This is a genomic window from Maritimibacter sp. DP1N21-5, from assembly GCF_019218295.1.
Classification (GTDB): Bacteria; Pseudomonadota; Alphaproteobacteria; order Rhodobacterales; family Rhodobacteraceae; genus Maritimibacter.
On record NZ_JAHUZF010000006.1, the window covers coordinates 907,400 to 931,300 of the forward strand.

The window sequence follows — 23,901 nt, forward strand, 5'->3', positions numbered from 1 at the left end:
CGGGACAGCGACAAGTCCATTCGGATTGCAGCGGGCGGGCCTTGGGGCTATCGGAGGCCCATGACCCAGCGCTTTTCCTTCTCCCTCAAGGCCACCGACGGCAAGGCCCGCACCGGCCTCATCTCGACCCCGCGCGGCGACATCCGCACGCCCGCCTTCATGCCGGTGGGAACCGCCGCCACGGTCAAGGCGATGCTGCCCGAAAGCGTCCGGGCGACCGGGGCCGATATCCTTCTGGGCAACACCTATCACCTGATGCTTCGTCCCGGGGCCGAGCGTGTCGCTCGGCTGGGGGGACTGCACCGCTTTATGAACTGGGATCGCCCGATACTGACCGACAGCGGCGGCTTTCAGGTGATGAGCCTCGCCGAATTGCGCAGGCTCACCGAGGACGGGGTGACGTTTCGGTCTCATGTGGACGGCTCGAAACACATGCTGTCGCCGGAAACCAGTATGGAGATCCAGCGGCTCCTGGGTTCGGACATCGTCATGTGTTTCGACGAATGCCCGGCGCTTCCGGCGGACGAGGCGACCGTGGCGGAGAGCATGCGGCTCTCCATGCGGTGGGCCCGGCGGTCACGCGATGCGTTCGGGGACCGGCCGGGACATGCGCTCTTCGGGATCCAGCAGGGAGGCGTGACTGAGGCGCTGCGCGGCGAATCCGCTGAGGCGCTCAAGGCGATCGGCTTCGACGGCTACGCGATCGGCGGGCTGGCGGTCGGCGAGGGGCAGGAGGCCATGTTCGGCGTGCTCGATTATGCGCCCGACATGCTGCCCGCGGACAAGCCGCGCTACCTCATGGGGGTTGGAAAGCCCGATGACATCGTGGGTGCGGTAAAGCGCGGCGTGGACATGATGGACTGCGTCCTGCCCTCGCGCTCAGGTCGCACGGGGCAGGCCTGGACCCGTCGCGGGCAGGTCAACATTAAGAACGCGCGCCATGCCGACGACCCGCGCCCCCTCGACGAGGCCTGCGGCTGCCCCGCCTGCACCGGTTATTCGCGAGCTTATCTGCACCACGTCTACCGAGCCGGCGAGATCATCGCCTCGATGCTCCTGACCTGGCACAACCTGCATTACTACCAGGAGCTCATGGCCGAGATGCGGGCGGCGATTGCCGAGGGGACCTTCGCGTCCTTCGAAGAGCGGTTCCACGCGGATCGGGCCCTGGGCGACATCGACCGGCTCTGACCGCGCCTCCGGCCGATTCTGTGCCATCTGGCAGGCCTTGGCGTGTGGACCCGGCGGGTCCGGTGTTGACGCGCCGAACAGTTCTTCAGTTCGGACCGAGGGTTACGCCGAGGCCGTCACCCGCGCCCGCCGATGACTAAAGTTTTGTGACACTAGGACTTGTTCATCGAATGGTGCGCGCGCACAATGACGGCTAACAGGTGAAGATATCGCGGTTGAAAGCGGGGAATGCGAACCCCATTTTTGATCGGCGAACAGGAGACGTGCCGAGTTGCCGATGGTCGGGACTGGCGGGTCTTGCCTGAGACAAGGAACGACAATGACCGAGCAACTCACGAAATCCCATCCGGTCCTGCCATTGCGCGACATCGTGGTCTTTCCCCACATGATCGTGCCGCTTTTCGTCGGTCGCGAGAAAAGCGTGAAGGCGCTGGAAGAAGTGATGGCGGATGACAAGCAGATCCTGCTGTCGTCGCAAATCGACCCCTCCGTGGACGACCCGGATGCAGACGGGATCTACCGCGTCGGCGTTCTGGCCAACGTGCTGCAACTGCTCAAGCTGCCCGATGGCACGGTGAAGGTGCTGGTCGAGGGGCAAAGCCGCGTGCGCATCACGGAATTCTATGAAAACCCCGACTATTTCGAGGCCGAGGCCGAAATCCTGATCGAAACCATCGGGGACGATGAAGTGGTGACCGCGCTGCTTCGTTCTGTCGGCGAGGAGTTCGAGCGCTACGCCAAGGTCAAGAAGAACATTCCCGAAGAAGCGCTCTCCGCTGTCGCCGAGACCACCGAGCCTGCGAAACTCGCGGACCTCGTCGCCGGTCATCTGGGCGTCGAAGTCGCGCAGAAACAGGAACTGCTCGAAACCCTGCCGATCGATGAGCGGCTGGAGAAGGTCTATGGCCTGATGCAGGGCGAAATGTCCGTGCTGCAGGTCGAAAAGAAGATCAAGACCCGCGTGAAGTCCCAGATGGAGCGCACTCAGCGCGAATACTATCTGAACGAGCAGATGAAGGCCATTCAGAAGGAACTCGGCGAAGACGGCGAAGGCCAGAACGAGGTGGCCGAACTCGAAGCCCGGATCGAGGCGACGAAGCTTTCGAAGGAGGCCCGCGAAAAGGCGGACGCCGAGATCAAGAAGCTGAAGTCGATGTCGCCGATGAGCGCCGAGGCGACCGTGGTGCGCAACTACCTCGAGTGGATGCTGTCGATCCCGTGGGGCGTGAAGTCCCGCGTGAAGAAGGATCTGATCAACGCGCAGCGCGTGCTGGACGAAGACCACTATGGCCTCGAGAAGGTCAAGGAGCGGATCGTCGAATATCTCGCCGTGCAACAGCGGTCCAAGAAGCTCAAGGGCCCGATCCTCTGCCTCGTCGGTCCTCCCGGGGTGGGTAAGACTTCGCTCGGGAAATCGGTGGCCAAGGCGACCGGGCGCGAGTTCATCCGCATCTCGCTGGGTGGCGTGCGCGACGAGAGCGAGATCCGCGGTCACCGCCGGACCTATATCGGCTCGATGCCCGGCAAGATCATCCAGGCGCTGAAGAAGGCCAAGACCACGAATCCGCTCATCCTGCTCGACGAGATCGACAAGATGGGGCAGGACTTCCGTGGCGACCCGGCCTCGGCCATGCTCGAAGTGCTTGATCCGGAACAGAACGGCACCTTCGTGGACCACTATCTCGAAGTGGAATACGACCTGTCGAACGTCATGTTCCTGACCACGGCCAACAGCTACAACATGCCCGGCCCGCTGCTTGACCGGATGGAGATCATCTCGCTCGCCGGTTACACCGAGGACGAGAAGCGCGAGATCGCGAAACAGCACCTCGTCTCCAAGCAGGTCAAGAACCACGGTCTGCGCAAGGGCGAGTTCTCGGTTACGGACGAGGCGATCACCGACATCATCCGCTACTATACGCGGGAAGCCGGTGTGCGGAACCTCGAGCGTGACCTGGCCAAGCTGGCGCGCAAGGCCGTGACCAAGATCGTGCGCAAGGACGTCGACAAAGTCGAGGTGACGCCGGAGACGCTCGAGGATTACCTCGGCGTCCGGAAGCACCGCTACGGGCTCGCGGAGAAGGACGACCAGATCGGCGTGGTGACCGGGCTTGCCTGGACCAGCGTCGGCGGCGACCTGCTCCAGATCGAGGCGCTTCGTCTGCCCGGCAAGGGCCGCATGAAGACCACCGGGAAACTCGGCGATGTGATGAAGGAGTCCATCGACGCGGCAAGCTCCTACGTGCGCTCCATCGCGCCCGACATCGGGGTGAAGCCGCCCCAGTTCGAACGCTGGGACATCCACGTCCACGTGCCGGACGGGGCGACGCCGAAAGACGGGCCTTCGGCCGGTCTGGCCATGGTGACCTCGATCGTCTCGGTGCTCACGCGCATTCCGGTGCGCAAGGACGTGGCGATGACCGGCGAGGTGTCTCTGCGCGGCAACGCCATGCCCATCGGCGGGCTCAAGGAGAAGCTCCTTGCGGCGCTCCGGGGCGGGATCAAGACCGTGTTCATCCCCGAGGAGAACGCCAAGGATTTGGCCGATATCCCGGAGAATGTGAAGAACGGGCTGGAGATCATTCCCGTCACCCACGTCCGCGATGTGCTCAAGGCCGCGCTGGTGCGCGAACCCGAGCCAGTGGAATGGGATGAAGCCGCAGAAGAAGCCGCCGCCGCTGCGCTGCGCGAGGAGCAGGGCAAGGGCGCGCAAGTCGCGCATTGATCCCCCGGTCCATGTGACCGACAGAAAAGCGGACGCCCGGCATGTGGACCATGTGCCGGGCGTCATCGTTTTGGACCCTTCAGTCCAAAACACTGGATTTCAAGGCCAAATACGTGTACCAAGGCCCCGTCGGAGCCTTGTGGAGCGAACCCTTGGCCGACGATCGAGCAGCACTGGCCAGAAGAGCCGGGCAACACAGACAGGCAGTAGCATGACAAAGACACCGACAACCCGCACGACGGGTGCCCGCGCCAAACCCTCGACCACCCGGAGCCGGACAACGCGCAAGACCGCGACGACGCCCCCGAAGAAGACACGAGCGCCAGCCAAGTCGGCGAAGCCGGTCGCGACGGCGCAGGACAGCGCAGCGGAAAGCCTCACCGACATCATCGCGCAAGAGGCGCAGGCGCTCGTCGCGCAGGAAGACATCGACGACAGTGCCAGCGGCGCACGTCTGGGGGTCATGGGGGTCACCCGCCCGCTCGACACGGTCGCGCAGGACACGACGAACGAGGCGGCGGCCGACGATGCCAGCGCCGAAGGAAAGCTCGCCAAGAAGGACTTGATCGACCGGGTTATCGCCCGCGCCGGCGTGAAGCCGCGCCATGTCCGCCAGGTCGCCGAGGCACTCCTTGCCGAGATGGGAACGATGCTCGACGAAGCGGAAACCCTTCAGGTTCAGCCGCTTGGCACGCTCAAGGTGCAACGGCGCAAGAACGTGGGCGACGGCGCGGTCATCATCTGCAAGCTGAAGCGAAAAAAGTCGACGCCCGAAGGCAATGACCCTCTTGCGACCGCAGCGGAGTGAGGCTAAAAGCCGCCGCACCGGGTGATTAGCTCAGTGGTAGAGCGCTTCGTTCACATCGAAGATGTCGGGGGTTCAAATCCCTCATCACCCACCATTATCCTCTTACCGTCATTCAAGGCCGCGCCAACCGCGGGCTTCGATGATCTGTGGCCAGCAGGCAAGTCCACGTCGAAACCGGCTTGCAAGCCGCAGTTCCGACCGTTACATGCCGCTTCCACGGGTGGTTAGCTCAGTTGGTAGAGCGTCTCGTTTACACCGAGGATGTCGGGGGTTCGAGCCCCTCACCACCCACCATTCCCACACCATGGGTTGACTGCGCGACGCGTGGCTCAGAGGAGGCCGCGCCCTGGACTCGCTCTCCTTCGAGCCGTCATGACCGACGATCAACGTGGATTCGGATCGGCCCGGCGTGGGTAAGAAATTTTGCCGGGAATTCTGTCAAAGTGCCGCTTGACGAAACACGGGCGGGGGCCTAGAAGCACCGAACGCAGCGGGCGGTTGTAGCTCAGTTGGTTAGAGTACCGGCCTGTCACGCCGGGGGTCGCGGGTTCGAGCCCCGTCAACCGCGCCACTGCTGCGATCCGGGTGAAAGCCCCGGATGAAAGGGCGGCCTTCGGGCCGCCTTTTTCCTTTGGATCGTCCGTTTCCATCGTCGTTCCGCGCCGATCATTTTTTCCGCTCCCGGCCCGATTTCCACGTTGACCCGGTCCGCGCGATTGCCTAAATCCCCCGACAACGCGGTTGTAGCTCAGTTGGTTAGAGTACCGGCCTGTCACGCCGGGGGTCGCGGGTTCGAGCCCCGTCAACCGCGCCACTTCAATTCATTCAGAAGATGGAATATGTATCGCCCCGTGACAGGAGGCGACCATGCATTTCATCGACAAGCTCCCTTGGAGCACCGTTCTGATCCTCTGCGCGACCATCGGGCTCGCGCCTTTTGCGCCGCCGCATGTCTGGGAGAAGCTCCAGATGCTCGTCGCGGGCGATCTGGTGGCGCCGATCGACATCTTCGATCTCGCCATGCATGGGGCACCTTGGCTTCTGGCGGCGGCAAAAGGCCTGCGTACGCTTCAGGCGGGTAGGGCGTAACCCAGAGCGGCTTCGAGACGCGGGTCGAGCGCGGCGGCGAACCAGGCGCGGTCCTCGGCCGACATCTCCTTCGGCGTCTCGGGGCGGTTTTCCACGTTGGGCAGAAAGCGCGCGCCGAGGCGGCGGGTGATCGGGCGGAATTCCTCGACGGGGGGCAGGTCGAAAGCCTCCGACACCGCGACGACGAAGCCCTCGGGGTTCGCCTGCACCTGGTCGAGCCGGGCGAGCACGAGGTTCACGCCTCGATTGCGCCACCCGAGCAGCGAGGCCGCTTTCATCCGGCGCAGCTCGGCCAGATTGGCGAAGGGCGCACCGGAAATGGGATGGCGGTCCTGTTGCAGGGGTGTCTCGGTCCAGCCCGACGCCCGGTCGCCGCCGAAATAGCGTGGCCGGTCGATGATCGTGGTCCAGGGGCTGCGCAGGAACTCCGGAAAGTCGAGCGCCTGCAACGCCGGCGGGCAATGCCAGGGCTTTGCGTGCATCGACAGCGCCCAGCCGACGGGTTCACGCACGACGCAGACGATCACGGCGGATCGCGCGACACCGGTCATCTGCGCGAATCCGTGCTTCCAGCCGTAGTCGGAGGTCGACCGCAGCGTGGTGTTGCGATCGAGAATCCGGTCGACATAGTTGGTGCCGGAGGAGCGTTCGCCGAAGACCTGAAAATGATCCGGCACGCCGCGCTGGCGGCGATGGATCTCCAGTCCGGTGTCGGCCAGCGTCATCTGCATCCTTTCCGCGTCCCGCTCGCGCTTAGATGTAGATCATGCGCGTGCCGCGATATAGTGTTTTGCAAACACTATCAGTGAGATGAGGCAGGGAAGCGACATGCAGACGACAGCCGCCGCGGTCACCATGGTGCGCGACGACGCGTTCTTCCTCGAACGCTGGGTGGCGCATTACGGCGGCCTGTTCGGTCGCGAGAACTGCTATGTCATCAACCACGGCGGCGGCGAGGTCGTGGCCCGCGTGGCCGAGGGCTGCAATGTCATGGCCATTCCCGGCACCACCGAGAAATTCGACATGCGGCGCTGGCGGCTTCTGAACAACCTCGTTGGCGGTCTCAGGCAGTACTTCAAATATGTGGTCGTGGGCGATGTGGACGAATATGTCGTCACCGACCCGCAGAGCAGGATGAACCTGCTCGAGTTCCTCGAGCGCGCGCCCGCGCGCAAGGTGCTCACGCCACTTGGCCTCGAGGTCATGCACCGGGTGAATGAGGAGGTCGATCCGATAACCGGCCCGATTTTGGGTCCGCGTCGCTATGCTCGGGTGACCTACCATTACTCGAAACCCTGCGTGGTCGGTGCGCCGGTGAAGCTGTCGCGCGGCGGGCATTTTGCGAGCTTCAAGGAGCTCTTCACGCCCGACGCGCTTTATCTGTTCCACATGAAGTACTGCGATCTGGAGCAGTATGGCGGCGTGATGGACCGGCGCAACGTCGCGGTGGCATCGTCCGGCATCAAGAAGGGCGAGACCGGGATCGGCGGCCACTGGTTTCCCGATGAGCGTGGCGAGGACGAGGCGATCTTTCGCGCCATTCTTTCAAAGCCCGTCGTGCGGGGGTTCGAAATGAGCCAGTATCGCAAGAAGATGCACGATGGCTGGTCGAAACGCGGCGAGGAGCTCTGGCAATTCCCGCGCGGGGAGTTCGAGCATCTTCATGAGCTCCCGGAGCGGTTCTTCGGGTTAGTCTAAGAGCTTGGGGAGAGGCTTTGCCTCTCCCCAAACCCCTCTCCAAGGTATTTGTGAAGCAGTGAAGGGGGCGGGTTTTTTCGCTTCATCCAGTGGGCGTGAGCGCGGACAGGATGCGTGCCCAGCTGCGCATGCCCTTGTGAAAGCTTGCGAGGTCGTATTTCTCGTTCGGCGAATGGATGCGGTCGTCGTCCTTGGCGAACCCGATGAGCATGGCGTCCATGCCGAGGATCTCCTTGAAATGGCCCGCCACAGGGATCGAGCCGCCGGCACCGACGAAGGCGGCCTCGGTGCCCCATTCCTCCGAGAGCGCCTGTCGCGCTTTCTCGAAGGCCGGGTCAGAGGTCGACATGACCGATGCCGGCGCGCCGTGTCCGTTGGAGAATTCGCAGGTCACATCCTCGGGAAGCCGCGCGTTGACGAAATCGACGAAGGCCGCGTGAATTTTCTCCGGGTCCTGTTGGCCCACGAGGCGGAAGCTGATCTTGGCCGAGGCTTCGGCGGGCAGCACCGTCTTGAAGCCGTCGCCGGTGTAGCCGCCGGTGATCCCGTTCACCTCCGCCGTCGGGCGCGACCACATCCGTTCGAGCGTCGTGCGGTCCTTTTCGCCGGCCGGGACCGAGAGGCCAACGTCGCGCAGGAAATGGTCGGGGTCGAAGTCGAGCGCTTCCCACTGGGCCTTCAGCTCCGGGGCCAGTTCCGGCACGTCGTCATAGAAGCCGGGCAGGGTGACACCGCCGTTGTCGTCGCGCAGGTCGGCGCAGATCCGCGAGAGCACATGGATCGGGTTCGCCGCCATGCCGCCGTAAAAGCCCGAATGCAGGTCGCGCGTGGCGGCCCTGATCGTGATTTCCTCGGCCAGTAGCCCGCGCAATTGCGTGACGATGGCGGGTGTTTTGCCGTCGAAGAGACCGGTGTCGCAGATCATCGCGATGTCGGCTTTCAGCTCCTCGGCGTTCTCCTTGAGAAAGGGGACGAGCGAGGGGGAGCCCGATTCCTCTTCGCCTTCGAGGAAGATGGTGATCCGGCAGGGCAGTGCGCCATGGGTGGCGACCCAGGCGCGCATCGCCTCGATGAAGGTCATGAGCTGGCCCTTGTCATCGGACGAACCGCGCGCGCGGATGACGCGGCCTTTGTCAGTGTCCTCGAGCTTCGGCTCGAAGGGCGGCGTATCCCAGAGTGACAGCGGATCGACAGGCTGCACGTCGTAGTGGCCGTAGAAGAGCAGGTGCGGGATGCCCTCGACCGGGGCGGGGCCGCCATGTGCCACCACCATCGGGTGGCCGGGAGTCTCGCGTTTCGACGCCTCGAAGCCGATGGAGCCGAGATCGCGCACGAGCCAGTCAGCGGCGGCGTCGCAGTCGGCCTTGTAGGCCTTGTCGGTCGAGATCGAGGGAATCGCCAGCAGCGTCATCAGGCGGTCCAGCGCCGCGTCGAGGTCGCCGTCGATCCGTGTCAGGACGGTATTATGGGGCATTCTTGTTCTCCTGTGCGTCGGCGGAAACCGTAGCATTGTCGTGAGCGTAGTCCAGCCGGGGTAGCGCGAGGTCAGCTTTGACCCTATGTTTCGCGCCAGCCGGGCGACTGACCCGGGCCAGTTGGGACATCGAGGAGATGGAAATGCGGAAAGCCATTGCAGCGCTTGCACTTGGTGCGATGTGCGTGGGGGCTATGGGCGGGTCGGCCATGGCCGAGGTCATGAGCGGGGACGCCGCCAAGAAACAGCTCTTCAGCGCGAGGAACATGATCCTCCTGCCGCAGGACCTGTCCGTGTTTCAAGGCGCGATGCGCGACACCGTGAACCTTACGCTCGATCAGATGCGCGGCAACAGCCAGATGTCGAAGTTCGTCGAAGGCGGTTACGGGTATTACGGAGCCGTGGCCTTTCCGGTGGCAGGGGCGGAAGCCGTGCCGCCGGTGATCGTCGCCCAGCTCAACACGCCCCAGGCGGCGGCGAGTGCGGCCGTGACCACCTGTCAGCAACAAAATGGCGGCCAGTGCGCCGTTGCGGCGCTGCTCTTGCCCAAGGGCTACAAATCGCGCGACCTGACCCTGTCGCAGGCCGCGACGCAGCGCGTGATGGAAGGTTGGGACGAAGGCCTTGCGCCGAAATACCTCGCCTATTCCCCCTCGACGAGCGGCTGGGGGATCGCGAAAGGCGCGGCCGCGACGCCGGAGGCCGCGCTCCAGTCGTGCAAGCAGAGCGACTGCGTTATCGTGATCGAGGATCGTTGACCCCGCGTCAGGCTGGAATCCTGGCCGATGCGACGAAAGAAGGGTCCCGGTCGATCCGGATTTCGTGCCATGATCGACGGGAAATTTGACGCAGGTCAATGTATTGAGACTGCGACACCGTGTATCAGGGTTTTTGCATATGTTTGCCGGATCTAAATTTGTATGGTGCGACGGTGAACAGGAGAATCGGATCCCTGGGGAGGGACGCGCGTGAACTATGAGAACCAGCTCGATGTGGCCCTGAAGCGGCTACATGACGAAGGCCGCTATCGTGTCTTTATCGACGTCGAACGCGAAAAGGGGAACTTCCCCCACGCGTTGTGGCGCAAAGACGACGGCACGGAGGCCCCGGTCACGATCTGGTGCGGCAATGATTACCTCGGCATGGGTCAGCACCCGGTGGTTCTGGCCGCCATGCACGAAGCCATCGACGCGACGGGTGCCGGTTCGGGCGGAACGCGCAATATCTCGGGGACGACGGTCTATCACAAGCGGCTGGAGGCGGAGCTTGCCGACCTCCATCGCAAGGAGGCCGCGCTGCTCTTCACCTCGGCCTATATCGCCAACGACGCGACGCTCTCGACGCTGCCGAAGCTGTTCCCGGGTCTCATTATTTATTCCGATGCGCTCAACCATGCCTCGATGATCGAAGGCGTCCGTCGCAATGGCGGGGCGAAGCGCATTTTCCGCCACAACGACGTGGCCCATCTGCGCGAGCTGCTGGCTGCCGACGATCCCGATGCTCCGAAGCTCATCGCCTTCGAGAGCGTCTATTCCATGGACGGCGACTTCGGTCCGATCAAGGAGATCTGCGATCTGGCAGATGAATTCGGCGCTCTGACCTATATCGACGAAGTCCATGCGGTCGGCATGTATGGCCCGCGTGGCGCCGGCGTGGCCGAGCGCGAGGGCCTCATGGGCCGCATCGACATCATCAACGCGACGCTCGCCAAGGCTTACGGCGTGATGGGTGGCTATATCGCGGCCTCCGCCAAGATGGTCGACGCGATCCGCTCATACGCGCCGGGGTTCATCTTCACCACCTCGCTGGCCCCGGCCATCGCGGCGGGTGCGGCGGCTTCGGTGGCCTTCCTCAAAGGCGCCGAAGGTCAGAAACTGCGCGAGGCGCACCAGACCCAGGCGAAGATCCTGAAGACGCGGCTCAAGGGCCTCGGACTGCCGATCATCGACCACGGATCGCATATCGTTCCGCTGATCGTGGGCGACCCGAAGCACACCAAGCTCATGTCCGACATGCTGCTCGACGGTTATGGAATCTACGTGCAGCCGATCAACTATCCGACGGTTCCGCGCGGCACTGAACGGCTTCGGTTCACACCCTCGCCGGTCCATGGTTCCAAGGAGATGGACGCTCTTGTTCGCTCGCTCGATGAGCTCTGGTCGCATTGTGCGCTAAATCGTGCCGAGCTCTCTGCCTAAGCCCTTATCCGCTCGCGGGAATCGTTGCGCCATGGTAATCACCGAGTAATACGGGCGGCGCGGCTGAGAATCGTCGCCACACTTGGGGAAGAGCCGTTAAGGCTAGACTGTTAGGGGCAGGCTGTATGATCAGGCGCTGGATTTCGCCTCGGGTCACCGAAGAAGTTCAATCCACCGGGTTTGACTCTTTTGAGTTGCGGCTTGGCGATGTAATGCGCGGCGAACGCGCCACCCTTGGGAAATCGCTCCTCGACGTCCAGCGCGAGCTCAAGATCAAGGCCACCTATATCTCCGCGATCGAGAACTGCGACATCACGGCCTTCGAAAGCCCCAGCTTCATCGCCGGTTACGTCCGCTCCTATTCGCGCTATCTGGGCATCGACCCGGACCGCGCCTTCCGCAGCTTCTGCGCCGAAAGCGGCTTTGAACCGGCCCACGGGCTGTCGGCCTCTGCCTCGGTGGTGAAGCCGCAGCGTGCCGAAACCCGGGTCGAGGGCGATCCGCTGGCCAATCCCAACGCGACCTTCGTGCCCCGGACCAGTTCGATCTTCGAAGGTATCGAACCGGGGGCGGTGGGCTCGGTCGCCGTTCTGGCCGCGATCATCGGCGTGCTCGGTTTCGGGGGCTACTCGCTTCTCAAGGAAATCCAGAAGGTCGATTTCGCGCCGGTTGAACAAAGCGTCGCCGTGCTTGACGAGCTTCCCGAACTCAACGTGCCGGTGGGCGACGCGGAGGTCCCCCAAGGTCAGACGACGCAGACCGCCGGGCTGAACTCTCCGCCCTCGGCAGAGGCGCTCGACCGACTTTATCGGCCCGAGGCGCTGGATGTGCCGGTGCTCATCGCGCGGGACGGCCCGATTTCGACCCTCGATCCCCGCGAGGTCGGCGTGATGCCGGGCGCGGGCAGCGATCCCCGGGTTGCCCGTAACGCACCGGTGGTCGGGCAGCCGGACGCCGTGGAGCAGGCGGTCGAGACCGTTGTCGCCGATGCGGGACCTGCCGCCGGGGTGCGGGTCTTCGGCCCCGACGCGCCGGAAGTGGCCATCTTCGCGGTGCGCCCGTCCTGGGTGCGGGTGCAGGCGGCTGACGGGTCCATCCTGTTCGAGAAGATCCTCGATGCGGGCGAACAATACGTCCTGCCCGCCACCGAAGCCGCGCCGCTTCTTCGGACCGGCAATGCCGGCTCCGTCTACTTCGCGGTCAATGGCACGGCCTATGGTCCGGCCGGCGAGGGGGCAAGTGTCGTCTCCAAGGTCGCGCTTGCGCCCGATGCAATTTCGGCGTCCTACACGGTCGCTGACCTTCAGGCCGATCAGGATCTCGCGAATTTCGTGGCGGTCGCCGACGCCAGCCAATAGGTCCCGTCCGGCCCGTCCCTGTCACAGTCTCTTGCCTTGTTCCTCCTGCCTCTGCGGGGTATCCAAGGCGCGAGCAACGCACACCGACGAGGCACCATGTCGCATAATCCGATCCGCCCCTGGCGCAACATCGAGCGCAGGAAATCCCGTCAGATCATGGTCGGCAACGTTCCGGTCGGGGGCGACGCCCCCATCGCGGTCCAGACCATGACCAACACCCTGACGACCGACGTCAAGGGCACGCTGGGTCAGGTCATCGCGGCCGCCGAGGCGGGGGCCGATATCGTCCGCGTCTCCGTGCCGGACGAGGCGAGCGCGAAGGCCTTGAAGGAAATCACCCGCGAAAGCCCGGTGCCGATCGTCGCCGACATCCATTTCCACTACAAGCGCGGGATCGAGGCGGCTGAAAACGGTGCCGCCTGTCTGCGTATCAACCCCGGCAACATCGGCAGCGAAGCGCGGGTCCGCGAGGTCATCAAGGCCGCGCGGGACAACAACTGCTCGATGCGCATCGGCGTGAACGCCGGGTCGCTCGAAAAGCACCTGCTCGAGAAATATGGCGAACCCTGTCCCGAGGCGATGCTGGAATCCGGTCTCGATCACATCAAGATCCTGCAGGACAACGACTTCCACGAATTCAAGATCAGCGTCAAAGCCTCGGACGTCTTCCTGAGCGCCGCTGCCTACTACGCGTTGGCTGATGCGACGGACGCGCCGCTGCACCTTGGCATCACCGAAGCCGGTGGGCTCGTCTCCGGGACGATCAAGTCGGCGATCGGGCTTGGCAACCTCCTCTGGGCCGGGATCGGCGACACGATTCGCGTCAGCCTGTCTGCGGATCCAGTCGAAGAAGTGAAAGTCGGGTTCGAGATCCTGAAGTCGCTCAACCTGCGGCACCGGGGGGTGAACATCATCTCCTGCCCGTCTTGCGCGCGTCAGGGCTTCAACGTGATCGAGACGGTGGCCGAGCTTGAAAAACGGCTCGCGCATATCCACACGTCGATTTCTCTGTCGATCATCGGCTGCGTGGTGAACGGCCCGGGCGAGGCCCTGATGACGGACGTCGGCTTCACCGGCGGCGGGGCGGGACACGGCATGATCTACATGGCCGGCAAGCAGGACCACAAGATCAACAACGATGGCATGGTCGACCATATCGTCGAACTGGTCGAGAAGAAAGCCGCCGAGATCGAAGCCGAGGCCGCTGCCGCGGAAGAAGCGGCGGAGTAGGCGCCGCCGACAAGTGAACCGGGCAAAAAAAGGGCGCCGTAACGGGCGCCCTTCATCGTTGGTGGAAGTGGATGCGTTCAGCCTTCGCCGCGCAGTTCCTCCACGATCTCCTTCATCGCGTCGATCGGCACATAGCCCCGGACCATCTGGTCGCCGAAGACGAAGGTGGGCGTTCCGGAGATCTGGAGCGCCTGTCCAAGCGCGTGGTTCTCGGCGATCTGGCGTTCCACTTCCGGGTCGTCCATCGCCGCGAGGATAGCCGCGCTGTCGAGCCCCATGTCATCTGCGAGCCTTGCCAGCACCTCTTCGGTCGCATTGGCGCGCAGGTTCATCAGCTCGTCATGCATCCTGGCATAGGCCTCTTCCCCGGCCACGAGGTTCGTCGCGATGGCGAACTTCGAGGAGGTCAGGCTCTCGGGCCCCAGGATCGGAAATTCCTTGTAGATCAATCGGATGTTGCCGTCTTCTTCGACCAGTGCATTCACTTCGGGGAAGGCCTTGCGACAGTAGCCGCAGCGATAGTCGACGAACTCGACGATGGTTACGTCGCCCTCGGGGTTGCCGACGACAAGCGAATAGCCGTCATCGAGAAGCGCGTTGGCGTTGTTCTCGACCATGGCCTGATCGTCGGCGACCTGCTGTTCTGCCTGCCGGTTCTCGAGCACGCCGATCGCTTCCATCAGCACTTCGGGGTTCTCGAGCAGATAGGCCCGGATTTCTTCGCGGAAGGTCGCGCGCTCGTCCTCGGACATGCTTTCGATGTCGAAGGAAAACGCGGGCGCTGTGGCGAGGCCAAGCGCGATGGCGGCGGCGGATACGAGGCGGGTCATCTTGTCTCCCAAATGGTGCCGGGCGAAGCTAGGGCCGGGGCGAAGGTTTCACAACCCCGCGCGTCACCCGGTCGCGCCCGTTGACCTTTTCCCGCTCAGAAGGCAGGTCAGCGTCACGGAATGTTACGGCCAGTTAGCGGGGAGAGAATGCGCAGATCAAGGCGAAGCGAAGTCGATCCCTTCATCGTGATGGATGTGATGGAAGCGGCACGTGCCGCGGAAGAGGCCGGGCGGCACATCATCCATATGGAGGTCGGCCAACCCGCGACCCCCGCGCCAGAGGCCGCGCGCCATGCGGTGGCCAGCGCGCTCGACACGGATGCGCTTGGCTATACGGTCGCGCTTGGCCTGCCGGCGCTTCGCAAGCGGATCGCCCGGCTATATGGCGATTGGTATGACGTCGACCTCGACCCGGGCCGGGTGGTGGTGACGGCGGGGTCCTCGGCGGCTTTCCTTCTGTCCTTCACGACGCTCTTCGACTCGGGCGACCGGGTGGGCATCGCCGCGCCGGGGTATCCGTCCTATCGTCAGATCCTGAAGGCGCTCGGCATGGAGCCGGTGGTGTTTCCGGCCTCGGAAGCGAACCGTTATCAACCGGTGCCGGATGACCTTCCGCAGGGAATAAGGGGCCTCATGGTCGCCTCGCCCGCGAACCCGTCGGGAACGATGCTGGGACATGACGCGCTTGGCGCTCTGGCGGAGGTCTGCGCGGCCAGGAACATCTCGCTCGTCTCCGACGAGATCTATCATGGGCTCCACTACGATGCGCGGGGTGTCTCGGCGCTCGAGATCACGGACGAGGTCCATGTGATCAATTCCTTTTCCAAGTACTTCTCGATGACCGGCTGGCGCATCGGCTGGATGGTCGTGCCCGAGGATCACGTGCGCACCGTGGAGCGGATCGCCCAGAACATGTTCATCTGCCCCCCGCATGTGAGCCAGGTGGCCGCCCTTGCCGCGCTGGACGCGGGCGACGAGTTGGAAGCTAACCGGGCCGTTTATGCCCGGAACCGCGCCCTCATGCTCGAGGGCCTTCCCAAGGCCGGGTTCACGCGGATCGCGCCTCCTGATGGCGCTTTCTACATTTATGCGGACGTGTCGGAGCACACCGACGACAGCCCGGCCTTCGCCGCCGAGATCCTGCGCGAGGCGGGCGTCGCGGTGACACCCGGGCTCGACTTCGACCCGGACAGGGGGGCGACGACGATCCGCTTTTCCTATGCGCGGGCGACGGCGGATATCGAGGAAGGGCTCGCCAGACTGCGCGCCTTCATGGAGACCCGCACCTCAAGAGGGCTTGGCGGGGCGCGGCGCGCGCCCTAGGCTTCGGGAAAAAGGACAGGTCATGTTCGGGCGGCTCATTCTCGTTTTCTCCTTGCTGCTGGGAAGTGCGGCATCCGCGCAGGACGGTCTGACCGCGCTGTCGCGGCTTAACGGCGAGGGGCTGACGATTGCGGAAACCGAGAGGGGCGTGACCATCGGCATTTCGATGAACCGAAGCGTGCCCTGGCGGGTGTTCACGCTCGAGGACCCTCTGCGGCTCGTCGTGGATTTTTCGGAACTCGACTGGGACGGGGTGGACGGTGACACGGGGCTTGGCTTGCCGGCCATCGCCACGGTCAATACGGGGCTCTTTCGCCCCGGCTGGTCGCGGCTGGTCATCGAAATGACCACGCCTCTCGCCGTCGAACGCGCCGCGATGCGCGCCGAGGGGCAGGGTGCAAAGGTGGAGATCGCTCTGGTGCCCACCGATCCGGAGCGGTTCTCGGCCACTGCGGGCGCCCCCGCGAGCGCGACCTTCGATCTGGCCGAGCTTCCGGTGCCGCCTGCGTCCGGGCCCGGCGACTTCGTGGTGGTCATCGACCCCGGCCACGGCGGCATCGACCCGGGCGCCGAGCGGGAGGGTGTGCGCGAGGCCGATCTCGTTCTCACCTTCGCACGCGAGCTGGAGGAGGCTTTCCTGCGCGATACCGATGTGACCGTCGTCCTGACACGCAACGAGGACGTCTTCGTGCCGCTTGAAGAACGCGTCAGCCTTGCCCGCAAGGCCGGTGCGGACGTGTTCCTGTCGCTGCACGCCGATGCCCTGTCAGAAGGACGCGCCAGCGGGGCGACCGTCTATACGCTGTCGGACGATGCCTCGGACATCGCGAGCCAGAAGCTCGCCGAGCGGCATGACCGGGGGGACCTTCTCGCCGGTGTGGACCTCACGGAAGCCGACGACACGGTGGCTCTGGTGCTGATGGATCTGGCGCGCACGGACACGCAGCCGCGGTCCGACGCGCTTGCCGACGCCATCGTCGAAGGTATCCGGGAGGCCACAGGTTCGACCTACAAGACGCCGCGCATGTCGGCTTCGTTCTCGGTGCTCAAGGCCCCGGACATTCCTTCGGTTCTGATCGAGCTTGGGTTCCTGTCGTCGAAACGGGACTTCGACAAGCTCAATGATCCCGAGTGGCGGGCCGCCATGGCGGCGGGGATCAAGGGCGCTGTCATGGGGTGGTCCGAGACAGATGCGGCCACCGCGCCAAGACTAAGACAATAGACCCGGTCTAGCCCCGATAGCGCGCGAGCCAGACCGAATGGCCGTTGCAGGTCGGATCCTCGGGCACGAAGGCCAGCTCCTCGAAGCCGTGCTCGGCCAGAAGGCCACGATATTCCGACGGATCGAGCGAGGCATGGTAGACCGTTTCTCCGCCCACCCGACCAATGGCTTCGCCCGCCGAGGGGCCGGTTGTGAACAAGAGCACCGTGCGGTCGTGGGCATGGGTCCAGAAGGTCGAGAACATGGCGCGCTGGTCGTCCACCGCGAGGTGGAAGAAGCTGTCCCAGGCAACGATCATGTCGAAGCTTTCCTGAAGATCGAGCCCACGCATGTCGGCGTGAAAAACCCGGGACTGCGGCAGGTTCTTCTGGAACAGATGGACCATCGCTCCGGCCCCGTCGACGCCCGTCACCTCGCAGCGCCGGTCGGTCAGATAGGTCGCGATCGGCACACCCGGCCCGCATCCCAGATCCAGCACCTTGCGTCCGGGCGCACAGGCGATGGCCCGGTCGAGCCATTTCCGCTCGAACAGCGTGCGGTCGCGGGTCCTGGCGAATTCCGCGGCGACACGGTCGTATGTGGGGAGGATATCTTCAGGGCGCATGATCATCCCGGTTAGGGGCCAATCGCGGCCCGGTCCAGTGGTTTTTCAGAGGTTTAGCACGTTTCGCGCGAAATCTCGCCCATCTTGTTGCACGACAAGGTGAGTTTCGCCGATGCCTTTGACCCACTATTGCTTTCTCAGTATGTAGGGCTCCACTGAGTTCTGGGGGCAGGCGTGATCCGATTCATCCTTGGCATTTTTGGCGGCATCTTCTCGGCGATCACGCTGGGTCTCGTCATGTCCGCTCTTTTCCTGGGTGCCGTCTTCTGGATGTATTCCCAAGGGCTTCCCAGCCACGAGCAGCTCGAGAACTACCAGCCGCCGACGATCTCGCGCATCTATTCGGGCGAAGGGCAGCTCATGGACGAGTTCGCCCGTGAACGTCGTCTCTACACGCCGCCCGAGCAGATCCCGGCGCTGGTGAAAGAGGCCTTCATTTCGGCCGAGGACAAGAATTTCTACCACCACAAGGGCTATGACCCGCGGGGCATGCTGGCGGCGGCTGTGGATGCCGCACGTGGCGGGCAACTGCGCGGTGCCTCCACGATCACCCAGCAGGTGATGAAGAACTTCCTGCTGTCTTCGGACCGCTCGGCGGAGCGCAAGATCAAGGAACTGATCCTCGCGTCGCGTCTCGAGAAGTCGCTCGACAAGGAATCGATCCTCGCGCTTTACCTCAACGAGATTTTCCTGGGCCAGAACTCCTACGGGGTGACCGCCGCGGCCCAGACCTATTTCAACAAGACGCTGGACGAGCTGTCGCCCCACGAGGCCGCGATGCTGGCCGCGATGCCCAAGGCGCCGTCGGATTATCACCCGGTGCGCAACCACGACCGCCTGCTCAATCGCCGGAACTTCATCCTCAAGGAGATGTATGAGAACGGCTATATCGATGAGACGACCTACCTCTCCGAGCGCGAGCAGCCGATTGAATCGGTGCAGGGTGGTGAATTCGAAAGCTTCCGTTCGGCCATGCCGCCGCGCGACTACTTCACCGACGAAATCCGGCGGCAACTGTCGCGCGACTTCGGAGAGGAGGAGTTCTTCGGGGGAGGTCTGACCATCCGCGCGACCGTCGATCCCGAGATGCAGGAACTTGCCGCCTGGTCGCTGCGCAAGGCGCTCGAGGACTGGGACCGGGCGCGGGGCACCTGGCGCGGCACGGGCAAATCCATCGATCCGGCCACGCTCGATGACGGCACATGGGAGGCTGCGCTGAACGAAACCCGCGTGGCGCGCGACATCTTTCTCGAAAACAAATGGCATGTAGCGGCCGTCGACCAGATCGGCGACGCCGAGATGACACTGAAGATCGAGGGCCAGCCGGAGCCCGCGAACTGGGTCGTCCCGCGCGAGGACATCCGCTGGCTGCGCGGGTCGTTCCGCGACAATTTCGAGCGCGGCGACGTGGTCCATGTGCGCGCGATGACCACCGGCGACAACGGCGAGGGCGACTTCATGCGCTGGTCGCTGCGCCAGGTGCCGCTCATCCAGGGCGGCTTCATGGCGATGGACGTGAACACGGGGCGCGTGATCGCGATGCAGGGCGGGTTCTCCTATGAGAACTCGGTCTTCAACCGCGCGACGCAGGCGACGCGTCAGCCGGGGTCGAGCTTCAAGCCCTTCGTCTATGCCGCTGCGCTGTCCTCGGGCTTCTCGCCCGCCTCGATCATCATCGACGCGCCGATCGAGGTGCAGACCGGGGCAGGGGTCTGGCGCCCGAAGAACGCCTCGAACCAATTCTATGGCCCCACTCCATTGCGCACCGGGATCGAGCGGTCGAGAAACCTCATGACCGTGCGGATCGCGCAGGAAATCGGCATGGAGACGGTCGCGCGCTATGCCGAACGCTTCGGCGTCTATGACAAGATGAACCCCTTCCTCGCGAACTCTCTCGGGGCCGAAGAGACCACGCTTTACAAGATGGTGTCGGCCTATGCGATGTTCGCCAACGGGGGCGAGCGGGTCGAGCCGACGCTCGTCGACCGGGTGCAGGACCGCTGGGGCAACACGATCTATCGTCACGACCAGCGCGACTGCGAGGACTGCAAGGCCGCGCGTCTGCCCACGGGCGAAGCGCCGACGATCACCTCGAACCGCGAACGCGTGATGGATGCGATCACGGCTTACCAGCTTACCTCGATGATGCAGGGCGTCGTGCAGCGCGGCACCGCCTCGGGTGCGGTGAACCTGCCGGTGCCGACGGCAGGCAAGACCGGCACGACCAACGACGCGAAAGACGTCTGGTTCATCGGCTTCACCTCGAACATCGTGGCGGGCTGCTACATCGGCTATGACCAGCCGCGTTCGCTGGGCGGGGCCTCGGGCGGCGGCACTTGTGGTCCGGTGTTCCAGCGCTTCATGGTCGAAGCCGTGAAGAAATACGGCGGCGGCAAGTTCAAGATCCCGCCGGGTGGCCACTTTGTGAAGATCGACCGTTATTCCGGCGCCCGTCTACCTGACAGCGCCTCGGGACCGAACGTGGTGGCGGAGTATTTCCGCGACGGTGAGGAGCCGCTCTTCGGCATCGTCTTCGACGGCGGTTTCGCGATGGGGGCGAACCTGCCCCTGTTCGACGAACAGCAAAGCTACGAGCAGCAAATGAACCGTGTGCAGACGTCGACCGGGCGCGTGGTGGACGTGCCCAAGCAGAACGCACCCTCGGCGTCGCTCTCCGCGGGCGGGCTCTATTAACGAAAACATAGGGTTGTGGTCGTTTTTCGACCGGGTTCCCGCGCGCCAGGATGGGCGCGGCCATTTTCGCCATTGTCAGGCGTATGGTCCCGCCACTATGTTGGGCGGGTGGAGGACCGTGCATCGCCCGAGTCCGCCCGAAGGTTTCGCTGCACCGAGTGGCACCCCGCGTTGGCGAGAGGACGCTTGGAGGCAGACCGAATTGGCCGAAAGGTCAGAGCTGAAGGGGCAACCCGAAGCGCAAAGATTGTCCGGCGTGCATGCGCATGCCCGGACCCGAACGGGCCCCGTCACAGGGAGCCGGAGAAGAAACGCGATGAGGCGCGGTGAGACACTGATGGAGACGGGGAGAGGGCTGACGCCCCCCGTTTCTGTGTCGGCCAGCGCGCCCAGCCTCGCCCAGACAAGTCACCCCCACAATCTGCCACTGCTGACAACAGGGGCAGATCCGTGCCCGGGTGCAATGAGAACACATGGCAAAGAAAATGCTCATCGACGCCACACATGCGGAAGAAACCCGCGTGGTCGTGGTGGACGGCAACAAGGTCGAGGACTTCGACTTTGAATCTGAAAACAAGCGCCAGCTCGCTGGCAACATCTACCTCGCCAAAGTCACCCGCGTAGAGCCGTCGCTTCAGGCGGCCTTCGTCGACTACGGCGGAAACCGTCATGGCTTCCTGGCCTTTTCGGAAATCCATCCGGACTACTACCAGATCCCGGTCGCCGACCGCGAGGCGCTTCTTGAAGAAGAACGCGCCTATGCCGAAGCGATGGAAGCCCGTGAGGACGAACGCTCGCGCTCCCGGAACACGCGGTCCAAGGCCCGCGCCGAAGACAGCCTGCCCGACGATGAGGTCGTGACCCGCGACGTCGAGATCGGCGGCATGGACGTCATCGACCTTGACGCCGGCAGCGAAGACCCGGACGAGGGCCTGTCTCCCATGGAGACAGTGGAAGACACCCCGGTCGAAGAGCCCGACGAGGCATCGACCGACACCGACACCGACGACGGTGACGAAACGGACGAGGGCGACGCCGATAGCGCGGAGTCCGATGAGGACGACAACGGCGGGGACCGGCCTTCGCGCTCGCGCAGAAGCCGCTCGCGCAGCCGCCGCTCCCGGTCGCGTCGCTCCGACAGCCCGGATCAGGATGAAGACGACGACAGCACGACTCCGGCCCATGAAAAGGACTCGGACATCGAATCCGTGGCCGACGAGGACGTGCACGAGGAAATCCGCTCGCCGCGCAAGCCGCGCCCGCGGAAATACAAGATCCAGGAGGTCATCAAGGTCCGCCAGATCCTGCTCGTGCAGGTGGTGAAAGAGGAACGCGGCAACAAGGGCGCCGCGCTCACGACCTATCTCTCGCTCGCGGGTCGCTACTGCGTCCTCATGCCCAACACCGCGCGCGGTGGCGGCATCAGCCGCAAGATCACCAATGCCGCAGACCGCAAGAAGCTCAAGGAAATCGCGCAGGAGATCGACGTGCCGCGCGGTGCCGGCCTCATCGTGCGCACGGCGGGTGCCCAACGCACCAAGACCGAGATCAAGCGCGACTACGAATACCTCCAGCGCATGTGGGAACAGATCCGCGAACTGACGCTGAAATCCATCGCGCCGGCGAAGATCTATGAAGAAGGCGACCTGATCAAACGGTCGATCCGCGATCTCTACAACAAGGACATCGACGAGGTTCTGGTCGAGGGAGAGGCGGGCTATCGCACCGCCAAGGACTTCATGAAGATGATCATGCCGTCCCACGCCAAGAACGTGAAAGCCTACAACGAGCAACTGCCGCTCTTTGCGCGCTTCCAGGTCGAAAGCTATCTCGGCTCCATGTTCAACCCGGTGGTGCAGTTGAAATCCGGCGGCTACATCGTGATCGGCGTGACCGAAGCACTCGTCGCCATCGACGTGAACTCGGGCCGGGCCACGAAAGAGGGCTCGATCGAGGAAACCGCGCTCAAGACCAACCTCGAGGCGGCCGAGGAAGTTGCGCGCCAGCTTCGTCTGCGTGACCTCGCGGGGCTCATCGTCATCGACTTCATCGACATGGAAGAGCGCAAGAACAACGCCGCCGTCGAGAAGCGGATGAAGGACAAGCTCAAGACCGACCGTGCGCGCATCCAGGTGGGCCGCATCTCTGGCTTCGGCCTCATGGAGATGTCGCGTCAGCGGCTGCGTCCGGGGATGCTCGAGGCGACGACCCAGCCCTGCCACCATTGCCACGGCACGGGCCTCGTGCGCTCGGACGACAACCTTGCGCTGACCATCCTGCGCCAGCTCGAGGAAGAGGGCACGCGCAAGCGGTCGAAAGAGGTTCTCTTGAAGGCTCCCGTGGGCATCGTGAACTTCCTTCTCAACAACAAGCGCGAGCACATCTTCCAGATCGAGGCGCGTTACGGCATGTCGGTGCGGATCGAAGCCGATCCCTTCCTGATCTCGCCTGATTTCTCGATCGAGAAGTTCAAGACCGCGACCCGTGTGGTGACTGAGGTCCTGAGCCCCGTGGTGACGGGCAACGCTTCGCTCATGGAAGACCTGGACGAAGAGGACGAGGATCTCGTTCTCGAGGATCAGGACGACGACGCGGCGGAGGACGATCAGTCCGGCGATCAGGACGACAGGGAGACCTCGGACACCGACGACGAAGACGGTGAACCCAAGAAGAAGCGCCGGCGTCGCCGCCGTCGCGGTGGTCGCGGGCGTAGCAAGTCGAAGTCGGATGAAAACGGATCCGATGAAAACGGGTCTGATGAAAATGGGCCGGATGGGACCGGGTCGGAGGACGACGCAACTGAAGCCGATGAGCCGGCCGAAGCGCCTGCCGCGGTGACCGAGCCCGAGGCGACCCCCGAGCCGGAAGTCGCCGCCGAGGCCGAGGTGGCGCAAGCCGAACCGGAAGCGGCGCCCAAGAAGCGCACGACCCGGTCGCGCAAGAAGAAGACCGACGTCGAAACGCCCGAAGCCGCTGAAGCGGCGGCGGAAGCTCCCGCGGAAGAGACCGCGGAAGCCCCCAAGAAGCGCACGACACGGACGCGCAAGAAAAAGACCGACGATGCGGAAGTGACTCCTGAGGCGGCCCCGGAGGCGGCTGCCGAAGAGGCCCCGAAGCCCAAGCGCACGACCCGCTCGCGCGCGAAGAAGAAGGTCGAAGAGGCTGAGGTCACGGAAGAGGCCGGGACCCCGGCTGCGGACGCCGCGCCTGTGGCCGCGGAACCCTCCGCTGCGCCGGAACCGGTCGCGGAACCCGAGCCTGTGGCGCAAGAGCCCGCGCCGGACGTCGCGCCCGAACCCGAAGCCGAGCCCGCCCGCGAGCCGGCCATGGCCGAGGCAGAGGCGGAAGAGGCGCAGGACGACGACAAGCCCAAACGCAAGGGCTGGTGGAGCCTTGGGCGCTAGGCCGTTCCGACAGAACCGAAAAAACGAAAGGCGGGCCGAAGCGGCCCGCCTTT

The 23,901-nt window shown here is 64.2% G+C and carries 17 protein-coding genes and 4 tRNA genes; 17 read left to right on the forward strand and 4 right to left on the reverse strand.

From position 1 onward, the window contains the following. The first annotated feature begins 60 nt into the window (after positions 1-60). From tgt to KJP29_RS12190, 8 genes are all read left to right on the forward strand, one after another. Complete coding sequence (tgt, locus tag KJP29_RS12155; protein ID WP_218463813.1) at positions 61-1,191, forward strand: tRNA guanosine(34) transglycosylase Tgt; 1,131 nt, start codon at positions 61-63, stop codon at positions 1,189-1,191. A 319-nt stretch (positions 1,192-1,510) separates the two neighbouring features. Further along, a complete protein-coding gene (gene lon, locus KJP29_RS12160) occupies positions 1,511-3,916 on the forward strand; it encodes an endopeptidase La (protein WP_218463814.1) in 2,406 nt (801 codons plus the stop codon). A gap of 211 nt (positions 3,917-4,127) precedes the next feature. Then, positions 4,128-4,724, forward strand: a complete 597-nt coding sequence (locus KJP29_RS12165) for an HU family DNA-binding protein (RefSeq protein ID WP_218463815.1) — start codon at positions 4,128-4,130, stop codon at positions 4,722-4,724. 19 nt (positions 4,725-4,743) lie between these two features. Continuing rightward, positions 4,744-4,818: transfer RNA gene (locus KJP29_RS12170), tRNA-Val, on the forward strand. Positions 4,819-4,942: 124 nt separating this feature from the next. Next, positions 4,943-5,018, forward strand: a tRNA-Val gene (locus tag KJP29_RS12175). 200 nt (positions 5,019-5,218) lie between these two features. Then, a tRNA-Asp gene (locus KJP29_RS12180) sits at positions 5,219-5,295 on the forward strand. Between the two features lie 166 nt (positions 5,296-5,461). Further along, positions 5,462-5,538 (forward strand) — tRNA-Asp (locus KJP29_RS12185). Positions 5,539-5,591: 53 nt separating this feature from the next. Then, the gene (locus tag KJP29_RS12190; RefSeq protein WP_218463816.1) at positions 5,592-5,813 is read left to right on the forward strand and encodes an RND transporter; all 222 of its coding nucleotides are present in this window, start codon (positions 5,592-5,594) and stop codon (positions 5,811-5,813) included. Here the strand turns inward: KJP29_RS12190 and KJP29_RS12195 are convergent. Beyond that, positions 5,795-6,544 (reverse strand): hypothetical protein, encoded by a 750-nt coding sequence (locus tag KJP29_RS12195; RefSeq protein ID WP_255553597.1) that lies wholly within the window; start codon positions 6,542-6,544, stop codon positions 5,795-5,797. The genes KJP29_RS12190 and KJP29_RS12195 overlap by 19 nt on opposite strands. Before the next feature lie 97 nt (positions 6,545-6,641). On the opposite strand from KJP29_RS12195, the gene KJP29_RS12200 reads away from it, so the two are divergent. After that, entirely contained in the window at positions 6,642-7,511 is an 870-nt protein-coding gene (locus tag KJP29_RS12200) for a glycosyltransferase family 2 protein (RefSeq protein WP_218463817.1), read from the forward strand. 82 nt (positions 7,512-7,593) lie between these two features. On the opposite strand, the gene KJP29_RS12205 is transcribed toward KJP29_RS12200, so the two are convergent. Further along, the gene (locus KJP29_RS12205) at positions 7,594-8,985 is read right to left on the reverse strand and encodes a dipeptidase (RefSeq protein WP_218463818.1); all 1,392 of its coding nucleotides are present in this window, start codon (positions 8,983-8,985) and stop codon (positions 7,594-7,596) included. Between the two features lie 143 nt (positions 8,986-9,128). On the opposite strand from KJP29_RS12205, the gene KJP29_RS12210 reads away from it, so the two are divergent. From KJP29_RS12210 to ispG, 4 genes are all read left to right on the forward strand, one after another. Then, on the forward strand, positions 9,129-9,743 hold the full coding sequence (locus KJP29_RS12210; RefSeq protein ID WP_218463819.1) for a hypothetical protein: 615 nt from the start codon (positions 9,129-9,131) through the stop codon (positions 9,741-9,743). Positions 9,744-9,953: 210 nt separating this feature from the next. Continuing rightward, entirely contained in the window at positions 9,954-11,183 is a 1,230-nt protein-coding gene (gene hemA, locus KJP29_RS12215) for a 5-aminolevulinate synthase (protein WP_218463820.1), read from the forward strand. 125 nt (positions 11,184-11,308) lie between these two features. Then, on the forward strand, positions 11,309-12,541 hold the full coding sequence (locus KJP29_RS12220; protein ID WP_218463821.1) for a RodZ domain-containing protein: 1,233 nt from the start codon (positions 11,309-11,311) through the stop codon (positions 12,539-12,541). Between the two features lie 96 nt (positions 12,542-12,637). Next, positions 12,638-13,771, forward strand: a complete 1,134-nt coding sequence (gene ispG / locus KJP29_RS12225) for a flavodoxin-dependent (E)-4-hydroxy-3-methylbut-2-enyl-diphosphate synthase (RefSeq protein WP_218463822.1) — start codon at positions 12,638-12,640, stop codon at positions 13,769-13,771. Between the two features lie 77 nt (positions 13,772-13,848). Here the strand turns inward: ispG and KJP29_RS12230 are convergent, their stop codons facing one another. Beyond that, positions 13,849-14,601: a DsbA family protein gene (locus KJP29_RS12230; RefSeq protein ID WP_218463823.1), complete on the reverse strand. Its 753-nt coding sequence runs from the start codon at positions 14,599-14,601 to the stop codon at positions 13,849-13,851. Positions 14,602-14,748: 147 nt separating this feature from the next. Between KJP29_RS12230 and KJP29_RS12235 the strand changes: the two genes are divergently transcribed. Then, positions 14,749-15,924 carry a pyridoxal phosphate-dependent aminotransferase gene (locus KJP29_RS12235; protein ID WP_218463824.1) on the forward strand — a complete coding sequence of 392 codons (1,176 nt, stop codon included), beginning with the start codon at positions 14,749-14,751 and terminating at the stop codon, positions 15,922-15,924. 22 nt (positions 15,925-15,946) lie between these two features. After that, positions 15,947-17,146: an N-acetylmuramoyl-L-alanine amidase gene (locus tag KJP29_RS12240; RefSeq protein ID WP_218463825.1), complete on the forward strand. Its 1,200-nt coding sequence runs from the start codon at positions 15,947-15,949 to the stop codon at positions 17,144-17,146. A gap of 7 nt (positions 17,147-17,153) precedes the next feature. Here the strand turns inward: KJP29_RS12240 and KJP29_RS12245 are convergent, their stop codons facing one another. Next, positions 17,154-17,750, reverse strand: coding sequence for a trans-aconitate 2-methyltransferase (locus KJP29_RS12245; RefSeq protein ID WP_218463826.1), 597 nt, complete (start codon positions 17,748-17,750; stop codon positions 17,154-17,156). Positions 17,751-17,924: 174 nt separating this feature from the next. On the opposite strand from KJP29_RS12245, the gene KJP29_RS12250 reads away from it, so the two are divergent. Together KJP29_RS12250 and KJP29_RS12255 are read left to right on the forward strand one after the other, a co-directional pair. Then, complete coding sequence (locus tag KJP29_RS12250; protein WP_218463827.1) at positions 17,925-20,444, forward strand: PBP1A family penicillin-binding protein; 2,520 nt, start codon at positions 17,925-17,927, stop codon at positions 20,442-20,444. A gap of 473 nt (positions 20,445-20,917) precedes the next feature. Continuing rightward, positions 20,918-23,848, forward strand: coding sequence for a ribonuclease E/G (locus tag KJP29_RS12255; RefSeq protein ID WP_218463828.1), 2,931 nt, complete (start codon positions 20,918-20,920; stop codon positions 23,846-23,848). Positions 23,849-23,901 lie beyond the last annotated feature (53 nt).